The sequence below is a fragment of the Yersinia enterocolitica genome (assembly GCA_002082245.2).
Taxonomy (GTDB): domain Bacteria; phylum Pseudomonadota; class Gammaproteobacteria; order Enterobacterales; family Enterobacteriaceae; genus Yersinia; species Yersinia enterocolitica_E.
The window spans coordinates 3,489,900-3,508,217 of sequence record NBTC02000002.1; the positions used below are offsets into that span (position 1 = coordinate 3,489,900).

Genomic DNA, 18,318 nt, shown 5'->3' on the forward strand with positions numbered 1-18,318 from the left:
TCAATTCCTTGCAGCAAGTAATTTAGACTGAGCGATTGAGCCAGGCCAGGTATTCGTTGACGCCTTCAGCGACGGTTTTGAACGGCTTGTCGTAACCCGCAGCACGTAACTTGGTGAGGTCAGCTTGGGTGTATGCCTGATAACGACCTTTCAGTTTTTCAGGGAATTCAATGTATTCCACAGGTCCACTGTGGTGGAAGTCTACTACCGCATCGGCAACAGCCTGGAAAGATTCTGCGCGACCGGTACCACAGTTGAAAATGCCGGAGACATTGTTTTGCCAGAACCACAGGTTAACGTCAGCCACATCACCCACATAGATGAAATCGCGTTTGAAGTTTTCACTGCCGGAGAAGAGTTTAGGATTCTCACCCGCATTGATCTGGTTATTCAGGTGGAAGGCAACGCTTGCCATGCTGCCTTTGTGCCCTTCGCGTGGGCCATAAACGTTGAAATAACGGAAACCACAAATTTGCGAATCAGCTTGCGGCAGAATCTCGCGCACATACTGATCAAACAAGAATTTGGAATAACCATAAACGTTAAGTGGTTGTTCGTACTGACGATCTTCGATGAAATTATCGGTACGCCCACCGTAAGTGGCAGCAGAAGAGGCATATAAAAACGGAATGCCGCGATCCAGACAGAAGTGCAGGATATCTTTAGAGTATTGATAGTTGTTATCCATCATGTACTTGCCATCCCACTCGGTGGTGGAAGAACAGGCACCCTCATGGAAAATAGCATCAATATCACCCATGTCATCACCGGCAACGATACTGGCGACAAAATCTTCTTTATCCATGTAATCAGCGATATCCAGATCAACCAAATTGACGAATTTAGTGCCGTCTTTCAGGTTATCAACAACCAGAATATCTTTATAACCGATATTATTCAGTGCCTTAACGATATTGCTGCCAATGAAACCGGCGCCGCCAGTGACGATAATCATCAGGTTCACCCTTGCTAATCTTCTTGGTCGGGCACAATGCCCCACACTCTAGTTGGCGTTATCATAACATTTCATAGGATAGCGCACAGCCGCAAGGGGCTTAATCTCACGGTTTCTATGCGCTTTAGGATTGTTCACCGTGATATGTACTGCATTTTTTATAATATAAGACAAGGTTCCTCGTCAGTTCACTCACTAATCAGTAAAATGTACTGTGAAATTGCCCATCTTGGAGATAACTGAATGTCCCAGCCATTTAATCGACACCCTTTTTATCAGCAATTAGAACAACAACTCATAACTACCCGTGCTGAAGGGTTGTATAAAAACGAGCGAATTATCACCACCGCCCAGCAAGCAGACATTGCTGTAGCTGATGGAAGCCGTGTTATTAATTTCTGCGCCAATAACTATTTGGGCCTGGCCAACCACCCAAGGTTGATCGCAGCCGCTAAGCAAGGCATGGATACTCATGGTTTTGGTATGGCGTCGGTTCGTTTTATTTGTGGTACCCAAGACACACATAAAGAGTTAGAGCAGAAGCTAGCCAGTTTCCTCGGTATGGAAGATGCCATTCTTTACTCTTCTTGTTTTGATGCTAACGGCGGTTTGTTTGAAACCCTGCTGGGGCCAGAAGATGCCATTATTTCTGATGCGCTGAATCATGCTTCAATCATTGATGGTGTACGGTTATGTAAAGCCAAGCGCTACCGTTATGCCAATAACGATATGAGCGAACTGGAAGTCCAACTCAAACAAGCCAAAGCAGATGGTGCGCGTCATATTATGATTGCCACTGACGGTGTGTTCTCCATGGATGGTGTCATTGCCAACCTGAAAGGTGTTTGTGATTTGGCGGATGAGTATCAGGCATTAGTGATGGTCGATGACTCCCATGCTGTGGGTTTTGTGGGGGCTAATGGTCGTGGCACTCATGAATACTGCGAAGTAATGGATCGCGTTGATATTATCACCGGTACTTTGGGTAAAGCACTGGGTGGGGCGTCAGGCGGTTATACCGCTGGCCGCAAAGAAGTGGTTGAGTGGTTGCGCCAGCGTTCACGGCCTTACTTGTTCTCAAATTCATTGGCTCCAGCAATAGTAGCGGCTTCTATTGAAGTGTTATCGCTATTGGAAGACGGCGCTGAACTGCGTGATCGCTTATGGTCGAATGCGCGTTTATTCCGCGAGAAAATGAGTGCCGCCGGATTCACATTGGCTGGCGCTGATCATGCCATCATTCCTGTCATGCTCGGTGATGCGGCACTTGCGCAAAAATTTGCCAATGCCTTGCTGAAAGAGGGTATTTACGTTACCGGCTTCTTCTATCCGGTGGTACCGAAAGGCCAGGCGCGGATCCGTACCCAAATGTCGGCGGATCATACGACAGAGCAAGTCGAGCGGGCTATTGAAGCCTTTGTGCGTATCGGCAAACAACTTAACGTTATTGCGTAAGGAATGTTCATGAAAGCATTGTCTAAACTGAAGGCCGAAGAAGGTATCTGGATGACCGATGTGCCGCCACCAGAGCTGGGGCACAACGATATCATGATCAAAATTCGCAAAACCGCTATCTGTGGTACCGATGTGCATATTTATAATTGGGATGAATGGTCGCAAAAAACGATCCCCGTCCCAATGGTGGTTGGCCACGAATATGTTGGTGAAGTTGTCGCCATTGGTCAGGAAGTGAAAGGCTTTAATATTGGTGATCGGGTGTCTGGCGAGGGTCATATTACCTGCGGTCATTGCCGTAATTGCCGTGGTGGTCGTACTCATTTGTGCCGTAATACCGTGGGGGTTGGGGTTAACCGCCCTGGTTCTTTTGCTGAGTATTTGGTCATTCCTGCCTTCAATGCGTTCAAAATTCCAGACAATATTTCTGATGAGCTAGCCGCTATTTTTGACCCCTTCGGTAATGCGGTGCATACCGCGTTATCCTTTGATTTAGTGGGTGAAGATGTGCTGGTTTCCGGTGCTGGCCCGATTGGTATCATGGCCGCAGCCGTGTGTAAGCATGTTGGCGCTCGCCATGTTGTTATCACTGATGTGAATGAATATCGCCTGGATCTGGCGCGTAAAATGGGTGTAACCCGTGCCGTTAACGTTAGTAAAGAGAATCTGACGGATGTGATGGCTGAACTGGGCATGACTGAAGGGTTTGATGTCGGTCTGGAAATGTCAGGTGCGCCACCGGCGTTCCGTTCATTACTTAACTCAATGAATCATGGTGGGCGTATCGCAATGCTGGGGATACCTCCCTCTGATATGTCTATCGACTGGAATCAGGTGATCTTCAAAGGGCTGTTTATCAAAGGAATATATGGCCGTGAAATGTTTGAAACCTGGTACAAAATGGCAGCACTAATTCAATCTGGCTTGGATTTAACCCCGATAATCACTCATCGTTTCTCTATTGATGAGTTCCAGCAAGGGTTTGATGCGATGCGTTCGGGTAAGTCGGGTAAGGTGGTTTTAAGCTGGGACTAAAATATTCCCTTCGGGCCTTGAAGTTGCAGGGGTGTTGGCTGCGCGCGTTACTCGGCCCATCCATGGGCCTCGCCTCTGCGAGGCCGCTGCAAGCAGCGTTCAAATCTGCTCCCGACAGATTTGTTACCCGAATCACTTACTTGTAGTTGACCTTACATGAATAAGCTCATCGGGATGAGTTTGCTGGCCGCCTACCTGCACCTCCAATGACTTTGGGAATTCCCTTCGGCCTTGAAGCTGCAGGATTGAGAGCGGGGCAGTCAGGTGATGATTGCCCCGTTTTATTAAGGCTTATCCGCTTTCGGTTTATCGCCGTCTTGGTTATTCGATTTTGGTTTATCCACCGGAATAACTGGCGCTACTGGCGGGAAGTATTGCTGCCAATGCCGCTGAACAAAGACCACCGCAGGGCTTTGCATCAAGCTCTCACCTATGATGCTAAACATCCTGTCTGCGTAGATTTTCTCCGCTACATAGCCCTCTTTCGCTTTGCATTGCTTGATAGCTTTCAGGCGATCGCCTTGGGTTGAGCCAGGTAGTTTGGTTTTACCCGACAACCTGCCGCCACTGTTATTTTGCGTATTGTTTTGTACCGGCTCATTGAGAAGTGCACTTGGCCGGACTAATACGATATCAGCAGGTAACTGAGGCAACATTTGTTGCAACACTTTAATGGTGGCCGGATGGGGGTGCCCGATAGCAATAGCCGAACCATTACGACGAGCCAGTTCTACCGCACGGTTAAACTGTTGGCGGATCGCCGCTTCATTTTGTGGGTCATCCAAAAAGACTTTGCGCTTAATGACCTTAACCTGAGTCCCCTCTGCGGCACGGCTCGCTTGGCTATTACCGATGGTCACGCTATCGAGGAAATAGAGCTGATAGTGGTCCAGCTCCCGCATCACTTTCTGCATGCCGGAGAAACTGGAGGTCATTGCGCTGCCCATATGGTTATTCATGCCCTTGGCATAGGGGACATTATTCACCGCCTGGCGCATGATGCGCTGAATCTCTTCGCTGCTCATTGATGGCTGTAATGTGTCGCGCTCCAGCGGTTGTTTGCTTAGGGGAGCCATCGGCAAATGAATCAGTATTTCGCGCCCTTGATTATGGGCTTTGACGGCCATCTCTCTGGCATAAGGTGCATTCGGTAGGATAGCCACCGAAATAGGCAGTGGCATCTGTAAAATCTTGTTTTCGTTCTGGGGGCGATAACCAAAGTCATCAATCACAATAGAAAGTTTGCCCGCCTGTGCGGCGTTAGCGATGAGTAGGGCGGTTACAATGATAAATCGGCGTGTGTTGAAATAGTGCAATACAAGTTCCCTAAGGTTGTTCGCTATCGTCCTAACCAAGGTTGTGGGTTAACAGCTTGTCCCTGACGGCGGATTTCGAAATAGAGTGATGGCTCACCTTGGCCGCCACTGGTACCAACAAGGGCGATCGGTTGACCAGCTTTCACCTGAGCACCCACATTGACTAGTGCACTCTGATTGTAGCCATACAAACTCATATCCCCTCTACCATGCTCGATAACCACAACCAAACCATAGCCTTGCAGCCAGTCAGCCAATAAGACACGGCCATCGGCGATCGCTTTTACTTCACTGCCTTCTGGTGCAGAGATAACCATGCCTTTCCAGCGTAGTTCACCTTGTAAGGCTTCACCGAAACGATGAGTTACATTACCACGGACCGGCCAGACAGCTTGCCCATCCGGGCGACCAAGGCCGCCAGTGCGTGCCATTAATGAGCGCTCACTTTCACTTGGTTTGTAGCTAGAACCGGTTTTCTTGGCTTGTTGTTCTTTAACTTTTATCTGTTCGCGTACCCGAGCGGCTTCTTTGGCCTCTCGTTCGGCGCGAGCTTTCGCTTCTCGTTCTGCTTTGGCTATTTGATCACGCAAGCGGGTTTCGTTTAGTTTTAACTCAGCCAGGCCTTGCTGATCTTTTTCCAGTGAAGCTTCCAGCGAGGTCAGGGTTTTCTTGCGTGCGGTACGTGCTTGTTCCAGTTTTTGCTGCTGAGTTTTCTGCTCATTCAACACGGTTTTTTGCTGATTTTGCTTTTGCTCCAGCGTTTTTTTCTCGGCAGAGAGATGGGTACGAGTCTGTTTCAGCTCTTCAATAGATTGCTGTCGTGCTTCATTGAGGTAACTGAAATAAGCCAGAATACGCTCACTGCGCTGGCTCTCTTCGCCACTTAAAATAAGCTGTAAACCACTGTGTTGGCCCTGTTTAAAGGCAGCATCAAGTTGTTTAGACAGAATATTTTGTTGCTGGGATTGTTTACTCTCGAGTTTCTCAATCGAGGAGGTGAGACGGGATATTTCTTGGTCTAACTCAGTCAGGGTACCTTGGGTGTCACGCAGGCTGCGGCTGGCCTGAGCAATGGTATTTTCCTGTTGTTTCAACTGATCCAGCAATGAACTGCGTTGCTGCTTTTGTTGCTGAACACTTTTTTCTTTTTCGGCAATATCCTGCTGAATGGTCTTCAACTGGTCTTTGCTTTGTGCGGTTTTTGCTGTAGCGGGGGCATCTGCTGCCGTGCCGGATAATGGCAATAGCAATACGCCAGCGCAAAAAACGCTGGCGTACAGTGCTGACCACGGGCGACGCACCAACTGACCGGACAGCCGAGAAACTGTATCTCGGCTGGTGGTAATGGCATCTTCCGTAACCATTAATTTTGCAAATGACGCCTTTTCCTTCATAACGAAGGATTATTCCACGATGAACAGCGGCTTACCAGTCATCTCTTGCGGGATTTCCATTTCCATCAGTGACAACATGGTTGGTGCGATATCTGAAAGTTTGCCACCTTCCACCGCTTTAACCCCTTTATTGCCGACATAAATCAGTGGCACTGGCAGGCTGGTATGGGCGGTATGGGCCTGACCGGTTGCCGGGTCGCGCATCTGCTCAGCGTTGCCGTGGTCGGCGGTGATAAGCAATTGGCCATCGGCGGCTTTTACGGCAGCAACCACTTGTTCAATACAATTATCCAGTGTTTCTACTGCTTTCACCGCAGCATCGTAATCACCGGTATGACCAACCATATCGCCGTTCGGATAGTTACAAATTATCACATCATATTTGCCACTGCCGATAGCGCCGACCAGTTTCTCAGTCAGTTCTGCTGAACTCATTTCCGGTTGCAGGTCATAAGTGGCCACTTTCGGTGAGTTGATCAGGATACGGTCTTCGCCTTTAAATGGTTCTTCAACGCCGCCGTTATAGAAGAAAGTGACGTGAGCATACTTTTCAGTTTCGGAAATACGTAACTGGGTTTTGTCATGCTTCATCAGCCACTCACCGAAGGTATTCTGTAGTGATGCTGGTGGGTAAGCGCAGGCCACTTTAATATCCGCTGCATATTCGGTCAGCATAACGAAATCGCCGAAATTAACTACTTTATCGCGTTTGAAACCGTCAAAATCGGCATTAACAAAGCTGCGGGTGATTTGACGGGCGCGGTCAGCGCGGAAGTTCATGAAGATCAGCGCGTCGCCATCGTTCATCGCCGCATCGGCTTCGCCAGCCGCCTGAATGACAGTTGGTCGGACAAATTCATCGTTTTCATCACGGGCATAAGCTGCTTGCAAACCTGCGACGGCGTTATCGACGGTGAATTCACCTTTTGCCTGAGTCAGCAAATCGTAAGCCAGTTGTACGCGATCCCAGCGGTTATCACGGTCCATCGCATAGTAACGACCAATAATAGAAGCGATGCGACCTTTACCCAGCGCGGCAAATTTCTCAGTGAATCGTTTCAGTGAAGATTCCGCACTGCGCGGCGGAGTGTCACGTCCATCGAGGAATGCGTGCAGATAAATAGCCGTCGCACCGCGTTTGGCGGCCAGTTCAACCATCGCCAGAATGTGGTCTTCGTGGCTGTGTACACCACCGGCAGATAACAGACCCATAATGTGGACCGCTTTGCCTGCTTTAACCGCTTTATCAATCGCTGCTGTTAAGGTTGAGTTAGTGAAAAAGTCGCCGTCTTTGATCTCTTTGTCGAGACGGGTCAAGTCCTGATAAACAATGCGACCAGCTCCCAGGTTGACGTGGCCCACTTCAGAGTTACCCATTTGCCCATCTGGCAGGCCAACATCCAGACCGGACGCGGCAATTAAAGTATGAGGCTGTTGCTGCCATAAACGGTCCATAACCGGCGTTTTAGCATTCAGAATGGCATTATCCTGCTGCTCTTCGCGGTGACCATAGCCATCAAGAATAGTCAGTACCAGTGGTTTTTTAGTGCTCGACATTGCATAACCTCTTTCTTATAAGTCCAAGTGTCAAATAGCAGCGAACATCCAACGATATGCGCGGCTATGTACACTCGGCTATTTACGTTAACGTATTTACACCGCCAGAACGAAGGCGGTAATTTACTACAAAACCGGTTAAAAATAGCCCAAAGAGATCAACATTGGCGTGGGGTTTTGCGTAATTGTCATCATTTAGACGACAAAAGTTTCCGAAATGGCTCGCAGTTTCTGCAATAGCACTTGCATATTGGCTGTATTTGCCGCAACGCGCAGGTATACTCTGTGACCTTGAATATTATCCCCTAACTAACGGGAGTTTTTACCCCCATGTTGCAAGAAATTATGCAATTCATTAGCCAGCATCCGGTTTTGAGTCTGGCTTGGGTGGCGTTGTTCGTCGCCGTAATTTTCACCAGCTTTAAAACCTCTCTCTCTAAAGTGAAAGAGATTACCCGTGGTGAAGCGACGCGTCTGATTAACAAAGAAGATGCGGTTGTGGTTGATATCCGCACACGTGATGATTATCGCAAAGGCCATATCGCCAGTTCTATTAATTTGCTGCCAAGCGACATTAAAAACGGTAATTTGGCTGAATTGGAAAAACACAAAACACAGCCTATCATTGTGGTTTGTGCTACTGGGACAACCTCTCGTGCTTCGGCTGAACTGCTGAACAAAGCAGGCTTTGAACGCGTATTTACCTTGAAAGAAGGTATCTCCGGTTGGAGTGGCGAGAATCTACCACTGGCGCGCGGCAAGTAATCATATTGCCTGCGTTTTAGTGATATGAGTATTGAGCTGTACCCGTATTTGTTATAAAAATTCGCTATATCAATAAATTATAATGTTAACTGAGGTGTATCCATGGCGAAGATTGAGATTTATACCAAAGCAACCTGCCCGTTCTGCCATCGTGCCAAAGCACTGCTGAACCACAAAGGTGCTGCTTTCCATGAAATCGCAATTGATAGTGATCCGGCCAAACGCGAAGAGATGATTGCTCGGAGTGGGCGGACGACTGTGCCTCAGGTATTTATTGATGGGCAGCATATCGGTGGCTGTGATGATTTACACGCCCTGGATGCGCGCGGTGGGCTTGATCCGCTGCTTTAACTCGTCAGTGGGTCCCATTAATTTGATGGACAGAGCCCACGGCGGCAGTGCTATTTAATACAGACGTCTAACTTAGGGTATTTATACACATGTCCGAACAAAACAACACAGAGATGGCTTTCCAGATCCAGCGTATCTACACCAAAGATATCTCTTTCGAAGCACCAAATGCCCCGCAGGTTTTCCAGCAGGATTGGCAACCAGAAGTTAAACTTGATCTTGATACTGCTTCTAGTCAACTGGCTGAAGATGTGTATGAAGTGGTACTGCGAGTGACGGTAACCGCCTCTTTGGGTGAAGAAACTGCATTCCTGTGTGAAGTTCAGCAGGGTGGTATCTTCTCCATCGCGGGTATCGATGGTACCCAGTTGGCGCATTGCTTAGGTGCATACTGCCCGAACATTTTGTTCCCGTATGCTCGCGAATGCATCACCAGCCTGGTTTCTCGTGGTACTTTCCCACAGCTTAATTTGGCACCGGTTAACTTTGATGCCCTGTTCATGAACTATCTGCAACAGCAGGCTGACGGCGAAGGTGCTGAACAACGTCAGGATGCCTGATGAACACCATCAATGCTTCAATGACTGTAATCGGTGCCGGATCTTACGGCACCGCATTAGCCATTACGCTGGCGCGTAATGGCCATCAAGTCGTGTTATGGGGTCATGACCCTAAGCATATTCAGGTTTTGCAACGTGATCGTTGTAACCAAGCTTTCCTACCCGATGTTCCTTTCCCAGATACCTTATTACTGGAAACCGATCTGGCACGTGCGCTGGCAGCCAGCCGCGATGTGTTAGTCGTGGTACCTAGCCATGTCTTCGGTGCGGTATTGCATCAGTTGAAACCACATTTACGCAAAGATGCACGTATCGTTTGGGCGACCAAAGGGCTTGAGGCCGAAACTGGCCGCTTGCTGGCGGATGTGGCGCGCGAAGTGTTGGGTGAAACTATCCCGCTGGCGGTGGTGTCTGGCCCAACCTTTGCTAAAGAGTTGGCAGCAGGGTTACCGACGGCAATTGCGCTGGCATCAACCGATGCGCAATTTAGCGAAGACCTGCAACAGTTATTGCACTGTGGCAAAAGCTTCCGGGTTTACAGTAATGCTGATTTTATCGGGGTGCAGCTTGGCGGTGCGGTGAAAAACGTGATTGCGATTGGTGCCGGGATGTCCGATGGCATTGGTTTTGGTGCGAATGCCCGTACTGCACTGATAACCCGAGGTTTGGCCGAAATGACGCGGCTGGGTTCTGCATTGGGTGCCGACCCTTCCACCTTTATGGGCATGGCAGGCTTGGGTGATTTGGTGCTAACCTGCACAGATAACCAATCTCGTAACCGCCGGTTTGGTATTATGCTGGGCCAAGGGTTAGGGGTACAAGAAGCGCAGGACAAGATTGGTCAGGTGGTTGAAGGTTACCGCAATACCAAAGAAGTTCTGGCATTAGCCCAGCGCCATGGTGTTGAAATGCCGATAACTGAACAGATCTATCAAGTGCTCTATTGTCACAAAAATGCCCGTGAAGCGGCATTGACCTTATTGGGTCGGACCAAAAAAGATGAGAAAAGCGGCATTTGATCGGTTACGCGGGTTTGGCGGAATAAAATAATAATTACATACCTAAAGTCATTGGTGTTGCCGCTAACACTGCGGTGACCTCAACGAATATGGGTATAGTTGCCTTGGTCGTTCCCTTGGGCAATTTTTTATGGGCAGGAGTAGGTAATGTCGTCAGAAGAGTTAGAACTGGTCTGGAGTAGCATTAAATCAGAAGCAAGAGCACTGGCTGAGTGTGAACCCATGCTGGCGAGCTTTTTTCACGCGACATTATTGAAGCATGAGAATTTAGGCAGTGCCCTGAGTTATATTCTCGCGAATAAACTGGCTAATCCGATCATGCCTGCTATTGCCATCCGTGAGGTGGTTGAGGATGCTTATCGTGCAGATGCTCAGATGATAGTTTCGGCCGCGCGGGATATTCTGGCGGTGCGGCTGCGTGACCCGGCCGTTGATAAATACTCTACACCACTGCTGTATCTCAAAGGTTTCCACGCTTTACAGGCTTATCGTATCGGTCATTGGTTGTGGGCGCAGGATCGTAAAGCGTTAGCTATTTACCTTCAAAATCAAGTCTCTGTTGCTTTTGGGGTTGATATCCACCCTGCGGCTACCATTGGTTGCGGCATCATGTTGGACCACGCGACCGGTATTGTTATTGGCGAAACGGCAGTAGTTGAGAATGATGTATCGATCCTGCAATCGGTTACTTTAGGGGGGACCGGTAAAACCAGCGGTGATCGTCATCCGAAGATCCGTGAAGGTGTGATGATTGGGGCTGGGGCAAAAATTTTGGGGAATATCGAGGTTGGACGCGGTGCGAAAATTGGTGCCGGGTCCGTTGTATTGCAGGCGGTTCCCGCTCATACCACCGCAGCAGGGGTACCTGCCCGCATCGTTGGTAAACCCGAAAGTGATAAGCCGTCATTGGATATGGACCAGCATTTCAATGGGATTACCCATGGGTTTGAGTACGGCGACGGCATCTGATCATCTCCTTCGTACTTGAAGCTGTAGCGGTGTTAGCTGCTCTTACTCACCCGAATTACTGACTTATGTCAGCTCATCGGGATGAGTTCGTTTGCTGCCTGGCTACAACTCCAATTACCTTGGATGTACACCTTTCTATTGGGTTGCTAGCTGATCACCGACACATTTTGGCTAAAACAACGACTCTCTCAGTAACGCACCCGGATAACCTAATTGCCGCCAGGCTTCATACACCACCACTGACACCGCGTTTGACAGATTCATGCTACGGCTATCGGCTTGCATCGGAATCCTGATTTTCTGTTGAGCAGGTAATGCATCCAAAACACTGGCGGGCAAGCCACGGGTTTCAGGGCCAAACAACAGGTAATCATCAGCTTGATAGCTTACTGCACTGTGGGCTGGCGTCCCTTTGGTGGTTAGTGCAAATAATCGGGCAGGCTGCGCACTGTCGAGATTTTCACAATCTAAAAAGGCTTGATAATCATGGTGATGCTTAATACTGGCAAACTCATGATAATCAAGACCTGCACGGCGTAAGCGTTTGTCATCCCAGGTGAAACCTAAAGGTTTAATCAGATGGAGCTGGCAGCCGGTATTCGCACATAACCGGATGATATTACCGGTATTGGGCGGAATTTCAGGTTCAAATAAAACGATATTAAGCATATGTCCCCCAATAATGAGGGGCGCAGGATATCAGAAACCTCCCCTCTGTGCAGCGGTTGCTAATGTCAGTAGCACGCACAATAATTTAAAAGCAAGCAGCGGAGAGTGTAAGCAGTGGCGGTTTTATATGCTGATTACCACAGTCACTACCAACGGGGTATTTACCATGATCCGGACGAAAGATACATTCTGGGATGCGATCGTTAATCGGGATAAAACAGCCGATGGCCAGTTCGTTTATGCAGTGAAAACGACCGGTGTTTATTGTCGCCCCTCTTGCCCGTCCCGTCAGGCCAAAGCAGAGAATGTTGAATTCTTTGCCGATAATCATGCTGCTGAACAGGCCGGTTATCGGCCCTGTAAACGATGTCAGCCCACTGAATTACCACTGTCACAGCAGCATGCAGACAAAATCAGTCGGGCATGCCGCTTAATTGAGCAGGCCGAGACGCCACTTAAACTTGATGAGCTAGCGGCGCAGGTGAATCTCAGTGCTTTTCATTTCCATCGTTTATTTAAAGCCATTACCGGGTTGACCCCTAAGGCATATGCCAGTGCAACGCGCAGTGCGCGTATTCGTGCACAATTAGCGGGGCAAGGCTCGGTAACTGACGCTATCTTTGAAGCCGGTTATAACTCTAATGGCCGATTTTATGAGCAATCGAATCAGTTGTTGGGGATGACACCGACCCGCTACCGCAGTGGCGGGCGTGATGTCACGTTGCATTTTGCCGTCGGAGAAAGTTCTCTCGGTGCGATTCTGATGGCAAAAAGTGAGCTGGGTATTTGCGCCATCTTGCTGGGTGACTCCCCAGCGCTGTTGGTGCAGCAGCTACAGGATAAGTTTCCACAAGCAGAGTTAATTGGCGGCGATGCTGAGTTTGAGCAATGGTTCGCGCAGGTGGTGGGGTTGGTTGAGGCTCCTCAGCTCGGGCTAGATTTGCCACTGGATATTCAGGGCACCGCTTTTCAGCAGCGGGTGTGGCAGGCACTGCGGGAAATACCGGTAGGTGAGACCGCCAGTTATGCTGATATCGCCGCCAGAATAGGTTCGCCCAAAGCGGTGCGTGCGGTAGCTGGTGCCTGTGCTGCCAATATGCTGGCGATTGCTATTCCTTGTCACCGGGTTATTCGCCAGGATGGCACGTTGTCAGGCTATCGTTGGGGTATTGAGCGCAAAAAGCTGTTGCTGGAAAAAGAGGGGCAGGGAGAAGAGGTCAGCAAACCGTGATAGCAGAGATCTGCCCGATCCCAGATGATCGGGCAGAGGTACGATAGATTAAGACTTAAGTGGATGCAGCGGCAACCACAGTATCAAGCGCAAGCCCCCTAATGGGCTATCTTCAGCCCGCACCCATCCGCGATGCTGATTGACGGCTGTTTCGACAATCGCCAATCCCAAACCCGTACCACCTGATTCGCGATCCCGCGCTTCATCAGTGCGGTAGAACGGCCGGAATATTTGTTCGCGGTCTTCCGGGCTAACACCGGGGCCATCATCATCGACAGTGATAGTAATACCCTGATTATCAGAGCTGAATGCCACCGCAATGTGATGATGAGAGTAACGCAGTGCGTTACGCACGATATTCTCCAGCGCGCTATCAAGTGCTGCGGGATTGCCAAATAGGGTCCATGGCCCGGGAGGTGCGGTGACTTCCAGAGTTTTGCCCATTTGGTCTGCTTCAAACTGGGCATTTTCCAGCACGTCAGACCATAAATCATTCGCTTTAATGGGTTCGCGATGTAGCTCGTTTTTATGTTGGCTACGGGATAACACCAGTAAATCATTGATCATGCTATCCAGTCGCTGTGCTTCCATTTCGATACGTTCCAGCTCTTTCCCCTCACCATGACGACGTCGCATCAACGCGGTCGCCAGTTGCAGGCGGGTAAGTGGCGTGCGCAACTCATGGGAGATATCAGAAATCAGCCGTTGTTGGGCCAAAACCATTCTATCGAGCGCACTGATCATCTGATTAAAACTGGCACCGGTGGCCAAAAACTCTTGTGGGCCGGACTCCAGCTCAGGGTGCTGTTTCAAATTACCCCGCGCCACATCATCGGCGGCATTCTTCAACTTACGAGCCGGTTTTGCCAGACTCCAAGCCAACCATAGCAGCAGTGGCGCACTGATAAGCATGGTGACAATCAATAGCAGCAGCGGGCGGTCAAACATCAAATTGATAAAATCAGATTGCGGGCTACTGGCCGGGCGTATCAGATAGAGCTGATAGTTATCTTCACCATCGCGGATAGAGAAGGGGCCGACCATCTCGACACGGCCATATTTCTTCTTTTTCGGCTGATCTGAGTTATCAGACTGGCCGATAAAATTACGGACAATTTGCATTTCGTGACGTTGAGCGCCAATGACACGGCCCTCAGTGGTGACTAACACGAGATGTTGGCCCGGTGGTGCCCATTTTTCGATGGCGCGATAAAGCCTGCGCCACCACATCAGGTCATTGGCGGGGTCACTGGCCAGTTCAGCTTCGATATGTTGCTCGAGCATTGTTCCCTGGCGCTGTTCACTGTCGAGCAAGGCAGTCAGTTGACGCGAGTCGAGCTTTGGCACCATCAATACCAGCATTAATACCAGTGCTAAGGTGAACCAAAAAATAGCAAAAATTCGCGTCGTTAAACTGTTAATCATGTTTCTGATACCATCAGATATCCGCGACCACGCAGAGTTTTAAACCAAGGTAACCCGTCTTTGCGATCCGGCAGCTTACGGCGCAGGTTTGAAATGTGCATATCAATAGCACGGTCAAAAGGTGTTAACCGTTTCCCCAGCACTTCCTGGCTGAGATGCTCCCGCGAGACTACCTGACCGAGATGCTGAGCCAGCAGGTAGAGCAAGGTAAATTCAGTCCCGGTCAATTCCAGCGATTGGCCTTCAAAGGTAGCCTCTTGACGGCCTGGATTCAATTGCAGGCAATCAACGTCCAGTGTTGGCGCACCTTGATCGACATTTTGCTGTTGTTCGCTCCAGTTCGAGCGGCGCAAAATGGCACGGATACGCGCCACAAGCTCACGATCATTAAACGGTTTTGCCAGATAATCATCAGCGCCCAGCTCAAGGCCAAGCACCCGATCCAATTCACTGCCACGAGCAGTCAGCATAATGACAGGGGTCTGGTGATGTTGACGTAATTCTTTCAAAGTTTCGATACCGTTTTTACGCGGCATCATAATATCTAGCAATAACAAGTCGATAGAGTTATCTAGCAGGTTTAACGCCTGTTCGCCATCATAGGCAACAACAACATTAAAGCCTTCCATTTCCAGTAATTCTTTCAACAGCGACGTCAATTCACGATCATCATCAACTAATAGGATTTTATGCATGGTTATTTCTCCTCTTGACGCAAAATACGTTAACAATTGCCGGTATTCCATGACTTTACTTAGCTTTACATGCACTGACCCCAGTTTTACATGCGCTGACGCTTGTTTGCAGCAGGAGCGATAGACTGCTTCACATTGAATCGCATAGCAGCAAATCGCTTAGCAGACAGAACCCAGGAGTTAATAATGCGCAAAGTAACTAAAGTAACAACGTTAATCATGGCGTCAATGTTAGTTCTAGGCTCTCAAGCCGCCTTCGCCGCCGATAAGACCGGGGCCACTGATAGCTGGTGCCACGGTGATAGTGCGATGATGAACAAGAAAGATGGTCGCGGTCACCATAACATGTTTGACGGCGTCAATCTGACAGAACAACAGCGTCAGCAAATGCGTGACCTGATGCGCCAGTCTCGCCAAGGCCAGCCACGCCTTGATATGGCGGACAGAGACGCAATGCACAAGCTGATTACCGCCGATAAATTCGATGAAGCTGCGGTAAGAGCGCAGGCTGAGAAAATGTCCAAGGACCAGATTGAACGTCAGGTCGAAATGGCCAAAGTTCGTAACCAAATGTTTAACTTGCTCACTCCAGAGCAAAAAGCTGTCTTGAACCAAAAGCACCAGCAGCGCATTGAGAAAATGCAGCAGGCGCCAGCAGCACAACCCTCTTCTGCCCAGAAGTAAGTAGTACCCTGTAATACCCTGTTTTCCTTGCCATAGACACCATCCCTGTCTTTCGCCCTCCATGATGGAGGGCTTTTTTTATTCCATTTCCGTATACTCATAATTCTAAAATATCATTTAGGATAAGTTATGGATCCGCAATATGCGCGTTTGGTTAAAGCTGCCGCGCTCAGTGCGACAGGGCTGGCATCAACCTTACTGATTATTAAAATTTTTGCCTGGTGGCATACCGGTTCGGTAAGTTTGTTGGCGGCGTTGGTTGACTCTCTGGTGGATCTGGCCGCTTCTCTGACAAACCTTTTTGTGGTGCGTTACTCTCTGCAACCCGCCGATGAAGAGCACACTTTTGGTCATGGCAAGGCTGAGTCACTGGCCGCACTGGCACAAAGCATGTTTATTTCCGGCTCGGCGTTATTCCTGTTCCTGACGGGTTTTCAGCATTTGGCGTCACCGCAACCAGTGCAAGATCCAGGTATAGGTATCTGGGTCACCTTAATTGCATTATTCAGTACATTGATATTAGTCACTTTTCAGCGTTGGGTGATACGAAAAACCCACAGCCAGGCCATTCGCGCCGACATGTTGCACTATCAATCTGACGTCATGATGAATGGTGCTATTCTTATTGCATTGGCATTAAGTTGGTATGGTTTTCACTGGGCTGATGCGTTGTTTGCATTGGGTATTGGTGTTTATATTCTCTATAGTGCGTTACGTATGGGATATGAAGCGGTTCAAGCCTTGCTGGACAGGGCATTGCCTGATGACGAGCGCCAGCAGATTATTGATATTGTGATGTCATGGCCGGGCGTGATTGGTGCTCATGATCTGCGTACCCGCCAATCGGGGCCAACACGCTTTATTCAACTTCATCTTGAAATGGAAGATATGATGCCATTGATGGAAGCACATATCTTAGCTGAGGAAGTTGAACGCGCACTGTTGCACCGATTCCCCGGTGCCGATGTACTTATCCATCAAGATCCCTGCTCTGTGGTGCCGAAAGAGCGCCATGCGCATTGGGAGTTATAATTTCTTCATTAACGACAGGTAAACTGTGGTTACATTATGGTTCAGTGTTGAAGAAAATACCGCCAGATGGCATGACTTGAATCAATTCAGCTTGGTGTTTTTGCTATAATATCCGATATTAATCTCATAAAGCTGGTTTTCTGTACGGGTCTCTTGTGCAAGACAAAATTAGCAAATAAAGAATTTTAAAAATCGCATCTACAAGTTTAGAGGTAGTCATGGTCAAAAAAATCGGTGTACTAACAAGCGGCGGTGACGCGCCAGGTATGAACGCAGCCATTCGTGGGGTTGTTCGTGCCGCTTTGTCAGCAGGATTAGAAGTTTACGGTATTGAAGATGGCTACCTGGGCTTGTATGAAAATCGCATGAGAAAACTGGACCGCTATAGCGTGTCCGATATGATTAACCGTGGTGGTACCTTCCTGGGTTCTGCACGTTTTCCTGAGTTCCGTGATCCAGAAAAACGTAAAGTGGCCCTGAAGAACATGCAAGACCGGGGTATCGATGGCCTGGTGGTTATCGGTGGTGACGGTTCTTATGCCGGTGCAGACTTGCTGACCAAAGAGGGTGGTATCCACTGTGTAGGTTTACCGGGCACCATCGATAACGATGTGGCCGGTACTGACTATACCATCGGTTTCTTCACTGCACTGGGGACCGTGGTTGAAGCGATTGACCGTCTGCGTGATACCTCCTCTTCACACCAACGTATCTCTATCGTTGAAGTGATGGGTCGTTATTGTGGTGACCTGACTTTGGCGGCTGCCATTGCTGGTGGTTGTGAGTTTATTGCTATTCCTGAAGTCGAATTCAAACGTGATGATTTGGTTGATGAAATCAAAGCTGGCATCGCGAAAGGTAAAAAGCACGCTATCGTTGCTATTACTGAAAAACTGGATGATATCGACGAACTGGCTAAATATATCGAGAAAGAAACCGGCCGTGAAACCCGTGGCACTGTATTAGGCCACATTCAGCGTGGTGGTGCACCAGTAGCCTATGACCGCATTCTGGCTTCCCGTATGGGTGCTTATGCCGTCGACTTGTTGTTGGAAGACCACGACTATACGCAAGGTGGTTTCTGCGTTGGCGTACAAAACGAGAAAATGGTGCATGAACTTATCTCTGTTTGTATTGCGCCAGAGAACAAGAAAAGTAAATTTAAAGAAGATTGGTACGACACAGCTAAAAAATTGTTCTAAAACA

General features: G+C 48.9%; 18 protein-coding genes. 11 read left to right on the plus strand and 7 right to left on the minus strand.

Annotated elements, in window-relative coordinates:
* Window positions 1–22 precede the first annotated feature (22 nt).
* Window positions 23–955, minus strand: a complete 933-nt coding sequence (locus A6J66_017445) for an ADP-glyceromanno-heptose 6-epimerase (GenBank protein ID PNM25805.1) — start codon at window positions 953–955, stop codon at window positions 23–25.
* A gap of 243 nt (window positions 956–1,198) precedes the next feature.
* On the opposite strand from A6J66_017445, the gene kbl reads away from it, so the two are divergent.
* Together kbl and A6J66_017455 are read left to right on the plus strand one after the other, a co-directional pair.
* Window positions 1,199–2,410, plus strand: coding sequence for a glycine C-acetyltransferase (gene kbl, locus A6J66_017450; protein ID PNM25806.1), 1,212 nt, complete (start codon window positions 1,199–1,201; stop codon window positions 2,408–2,410).
* A gap of 9 nt (window positions 2,411–2,419) precedes the next feature.
* The gene (locus A6J66_017455; GenBank protein ID PNM25807.1) at window positions 2,420–3,445 is read left to right on the plus strand and encodes an L-threonine 3-dehydrogenase; all 1,026 of its coding nucleotides are present in this window, start codon (window positions 2,420–2,422) and stop codon (window positions 3,443–3,445) included.
* Between the two features lie 284 nt (window positions 3,446–3,729).
* Here the strand turns inward: A6J66_017455 and A6J66_017460 are convergent, their stop codons facing one another.
* Genes A6J66_017460 through A6J66_017470 form a run of 3 tightly spaced genes read right to left on the minus strand, consistent with a single transcriptional unit; the run spans window position 3,730 to window position 7,712 of the window.
* Complete coding sequence (locus A6J66_017460; GenBank protein ID PNM25808.1) at window positions 3,730–4,761, minus strand: divergent polysaccharide deacetylase family protein; 1,032 nt, start codon at window positions 4,759–4,761, stop codon at window positions 3,730–3,732.
* Between the two features lie 23 nt (window positions 4,762–4,784).
* Complete coding sequence (locus A6J66_017465) at window positions 4,785–6,155, minus strand: murein hydrolase activator EnvC (GenBank protein ID PNM25809.1); 1,371 nt, start codon at window positions 6,153–6,155, stop codon at window positions 4,785–4,787.
* 9 nt (window positions 6,156–6,164) lie between these two features.
* Complete coding sequence (locus A6J66_017470; GenBank protein PNM25810.1) at window positions 6,165–7,712, minus strand: 2,3-bisphosphoglycerate-independent phosphoglycerate mutase; 1,548 nt, start codon at window positions 7,710–7,712, stop codon at window positions 6,165–6,167.
* A gap of 330 nt (window positions 7,713–8,042) precedes the next feature.
* Between A6J66_017470 and A6J66_017475 the strand changes: the two genes are divergently transcribed.
* The 5 genes from A6J66_017475 to A6J66_017495 all read left to right on the plus strand — a co-directional run bounded on the left by A6J66_017475 (window position 8,043) and on the right by A6J66_017495 (window position 11,376).
* The gene (locus tag A6J66_017475; protein PNM25811.1) at window positions 8,043–8,477 is read left to right on the plus strand and encodes a rhodanese-like domain-containing protein; all 435 of its coding nucleotides are present in this window, start codon (window positions 8,043–8,045) and stop codon (window positions 8,475–8,477) included.
* A gap of 102 nt (window positions 8,478–8,579) precedes the next feature.
* Window positions 8,580–8,828 (plus strand): glutaredoxin 3, encoded by a 249-nt coding sequence (locus A6J66_017480; protein PNM25812.1) that lies wholly within the window; start codon window positions 8,580–8,582, stop codon window positions 8,826–8,828.
* A gap of 89 nt (window positions 8,829–8,917) precedes the next feature.
* Window positions 8,918–9,388 carry a protein-export protein SecB gene (locus A6J66_017485; protein ID PNM25813.1) on the plus strand — a complete coding sequence of 157 codons (471 nt, stop codon included), beginning with the start codon at window positions 8,918–8,920 and terminating at the stop codon, window positions 9,386–9,388.
* Entirely contained in the window at window positions 9,388–10,407 is a 1,020-nt protein-coding gene (locus tag A6J66_017490; protein PNM25814.1) for an NAD(P)H-dependent glycerol-3-phosphate dehydrogenase, read from the plus strand. Before A6J66_017485 ends, A6J66_017490 begins: the two co-directional genes overlap by 1 nt.
* A 147-nt stretch (window positions 10,408–10,554) precedes the next feature.
* Window positions 10,555–11,376, plus strand: a complete 822-nt coding sequence (locus A6J66_017495) for a serine O-acetyltransferase (protein ID PNM25815.1) — start codon at window positions 10,555–10,557, stop codon at window positions 11,374–11,376.
* 171 nt (window positions 11,377–11,547) lie between these two features.
* Here A6J66_017495 and A6J66_017500 read toward each other — a convergent pair whose 3' ends face one another.
* On the minus strand, window positions 11,548–12,045 hold the full coding sequence (locus tag A6J66_017500; GenBank protein ID PNM25816.1) for a tRNA (uridine(34)/cytosine(34)/5-carboxymethylaminomethyluridine(34)-2'-O)-methyltransferase TrmL: 498 nt from the start codon (window positions 12,043–12,045) through the stop codon (window positions 11,548–11,550).
* Between the two features lie 166 nt (window positions 12,046–12,211).
* On the opposite strand from A6J66_017500, the gene A6J66_017505 reads away from it, so the two are divergent.
* Window positions 12,212–13,276, plus strand: a complete 1,065-nt coding sequence (locus tag A6J66_017505) for a bifunctional DNA-binding transcriptional regulator/O6-methylguanine-DNA methyltransferase Ada (GenBank protein PNM27058.1) — start codon at window positions 12,212–12,214, stop codon at window positions 13,274–13,276.
* Between the two features lie 48 nt (window positions 13,277–13,324).
* On the opposite strand, the gene A6J66_017510 is transcribed toward A6J66_017505, so the two are convergent.
* Window positions 13,325–14,701 (minus strand): two-component system sensor histidine kinase CpxA, encoded by a 1,377-nt coding sequence (locus A6J66_017510; GenBank protein ID PNM25817.1) that lies wholly within the window; start codon window positions 14,699–14,701, stop codon window positions 13,325–13,327.
* A complete protein-coding gene (locus A6J66_017515; GenBank protein ID PNM25818.1) occupies window positions 14,698–15,396 on the minus strand; it encodes a DNA-binding response regulator in 699 nt (232 codons plus the stop codon). Before A6J66_017515 ends, A6J66_017510 begins: the two co-directional genes overlap by 4 nt.
* A 186-nt stretch (window positions 15,397–15,582) precedes the next feature.
* Between A6J66_017515 and cpxP the strand changes: the two genes are divergently transcribed.
* The 3 genes from cpxP (at window position 15,583) to pfkA (ending at window position 18,314) form a co-directional block, all read left to right on the plus strand.
* Window positions 15,583–16,080 (plus strand): stress adaptor protein CpxP, encoded by a 498-nt coding sequence (gene cpxP / locus A6J66_017520; GenBank protein PNM25819.1) that lies wholly within the window; start codon window positions 15,583–15,585, stop codon window positions 16,078–16,080.
* Window positions 16,081–16,209: 129 nt separating this feature from the next.
* On the plus strand, window positions 16,210–17,112 hold the full coding sequence (locus tag A6J66_017525) for a cation-efflux pump FieF (GenBank protein ID PNM25820.1): 903 nt from the start codon (window positions 16,210–16,212) through the stop codon (window positions 17,110–17,112).
* Between the two features lie 218 nt (window positions 17,113–17,330).
* Window positions 17,331–18,314, plus strand: a complete 984-nt coding sequence (gene pfkA, locus A6J66_017530; protein PNM25821.1) for a 6-phosphofructokinase — start codon at window positions 17,331–17,333, stop codon at window positions 18,312–18,314.
* Window positions 18,315–18,318 lie beyond the last annotated feature (4 nt).

What these genes read in the sequence shown, in the direction of transcription:
- A6J66_017495 (PNM25815.1), top strand. Translation starts at nt 10,555, where the DNA reads ATGTCGTCAGAAGAGTTAGAACTGGTCTGGAGTAGCATTAAATCAGAA.
- A6J66_017505 (PNM27058.1), top strand. Translation starts at nt 12,212, where the DNA reads ATGATCCGGACGAAAGATACATTCTGGGATGCGATCGTTAATCGGGAT.
- A6J66_017485 (PNM25813.1), top strand. Translation starts at nt 8,918, where the DNA reads ATGTCCGAACAAAACAACACAGAGATGGCTTTCCAGATCCAGCGTATC.
- A6J66_017510 (PNM25817.1), bottom strand. Translation starts at nt 14,701, where the DNA reads ATGATTAACAGTTTAACGACGCGAATTTTTGCTATTTTTTGGTTCACC.
- A6J66_017455 (PNM25807.1), top strand. Translation starts at nt 2,420, where the DNA reads ATGAAAGCATTGTCTAAACTGAAGGCCGAAGAAGGTATCTGGATGACC.
- kbl (PNM25806.1), top strand. Translation starts at nt 1,199, where the DNA reads ATGTCCCAGCCATTTAATCGACACCCTTTTTATCAGCAATTAGAACAA.
- A6J66_017480 (PNM25812.1), top strand. Translation starts at nt 8,580, where the DNA reads ATGGCGAAGATTGAGATTTATACCAAAGCAACCTGCCCGTTCTGCCAT.
- cpxP (PNM25819.1), top strand. Translation starts at nt 15,583, where the DNA reads ATGCGCAAAGTAACTAAAGTAACAACGTTAATCATGGCGTCAATGTTA.
- A6J66_017490 (PNM25814.1), top strand. Translation starts at nt 9,388, where the DNA reads ATGAACACCATCAATGCTTCAATGACTGTAATCGGTGCCGGATCTTAC.
- A6J66_017475 (PNM25811.1), top strand. Translation starts at nt 8,043, where the DNA reads ATGTTGCAAGAAATTATGCAATTCATTAGCCAGCATCCGGTTTTGAGT.
- A6J66_017525 (PNM25820.1), top strand. Translation starts at nt 16,210, where the DNA reads ATGGATCCGCAATATGCGCGTTTGGTTAAAGCTGCCGCGCTCAGTGCG.
- pfkA (PNM25821.1), top strand. Translation starts at nt 17,331, where the DNA reads ATGGTCAAAAAAATCGGTGTACTAACAAGCGGCGGTGACGCGCCAGGT.
- A6J66_017515 (PNM25818.1), bottom strand. Translation starts at nt 15,396, where the DNA reads ATGCATAAAATCCTATTAGTTGATGATGATCGTGAATTGACGTCGCTG.
- A6J66_017500 (PNM25816.1), bottom strand. Translation starts at nt 12,045, where the DNA reads ATGCTTAATATCGTTTTATTTGAACCTGAAATTCCGCCCAATACCGGT.
- A6J66_017465 (PNM25809.1), bottom strand. Translation starts at nt 6,155, where the DNA reads ATGAAGGAAAAGGCGTCATTTGCAAAATTAATGGTTACGGAAGATGCC.
- A6J66_017445 (PNM25805.1), bottom strand. Translation starts at nt 955, where the DNA reads ATGATTATCGTCACTGGCGGCGCCGGTTTCATTGGCAGCAATATCGTT.
- A6J66_017470 (PNM25810.1), bottom strand. Translation starts at nt 7,712, where the DNA reads ATGTCGAGCACTAAAAAACCACTGGTACTGACTATTCTTGATGGCTAT.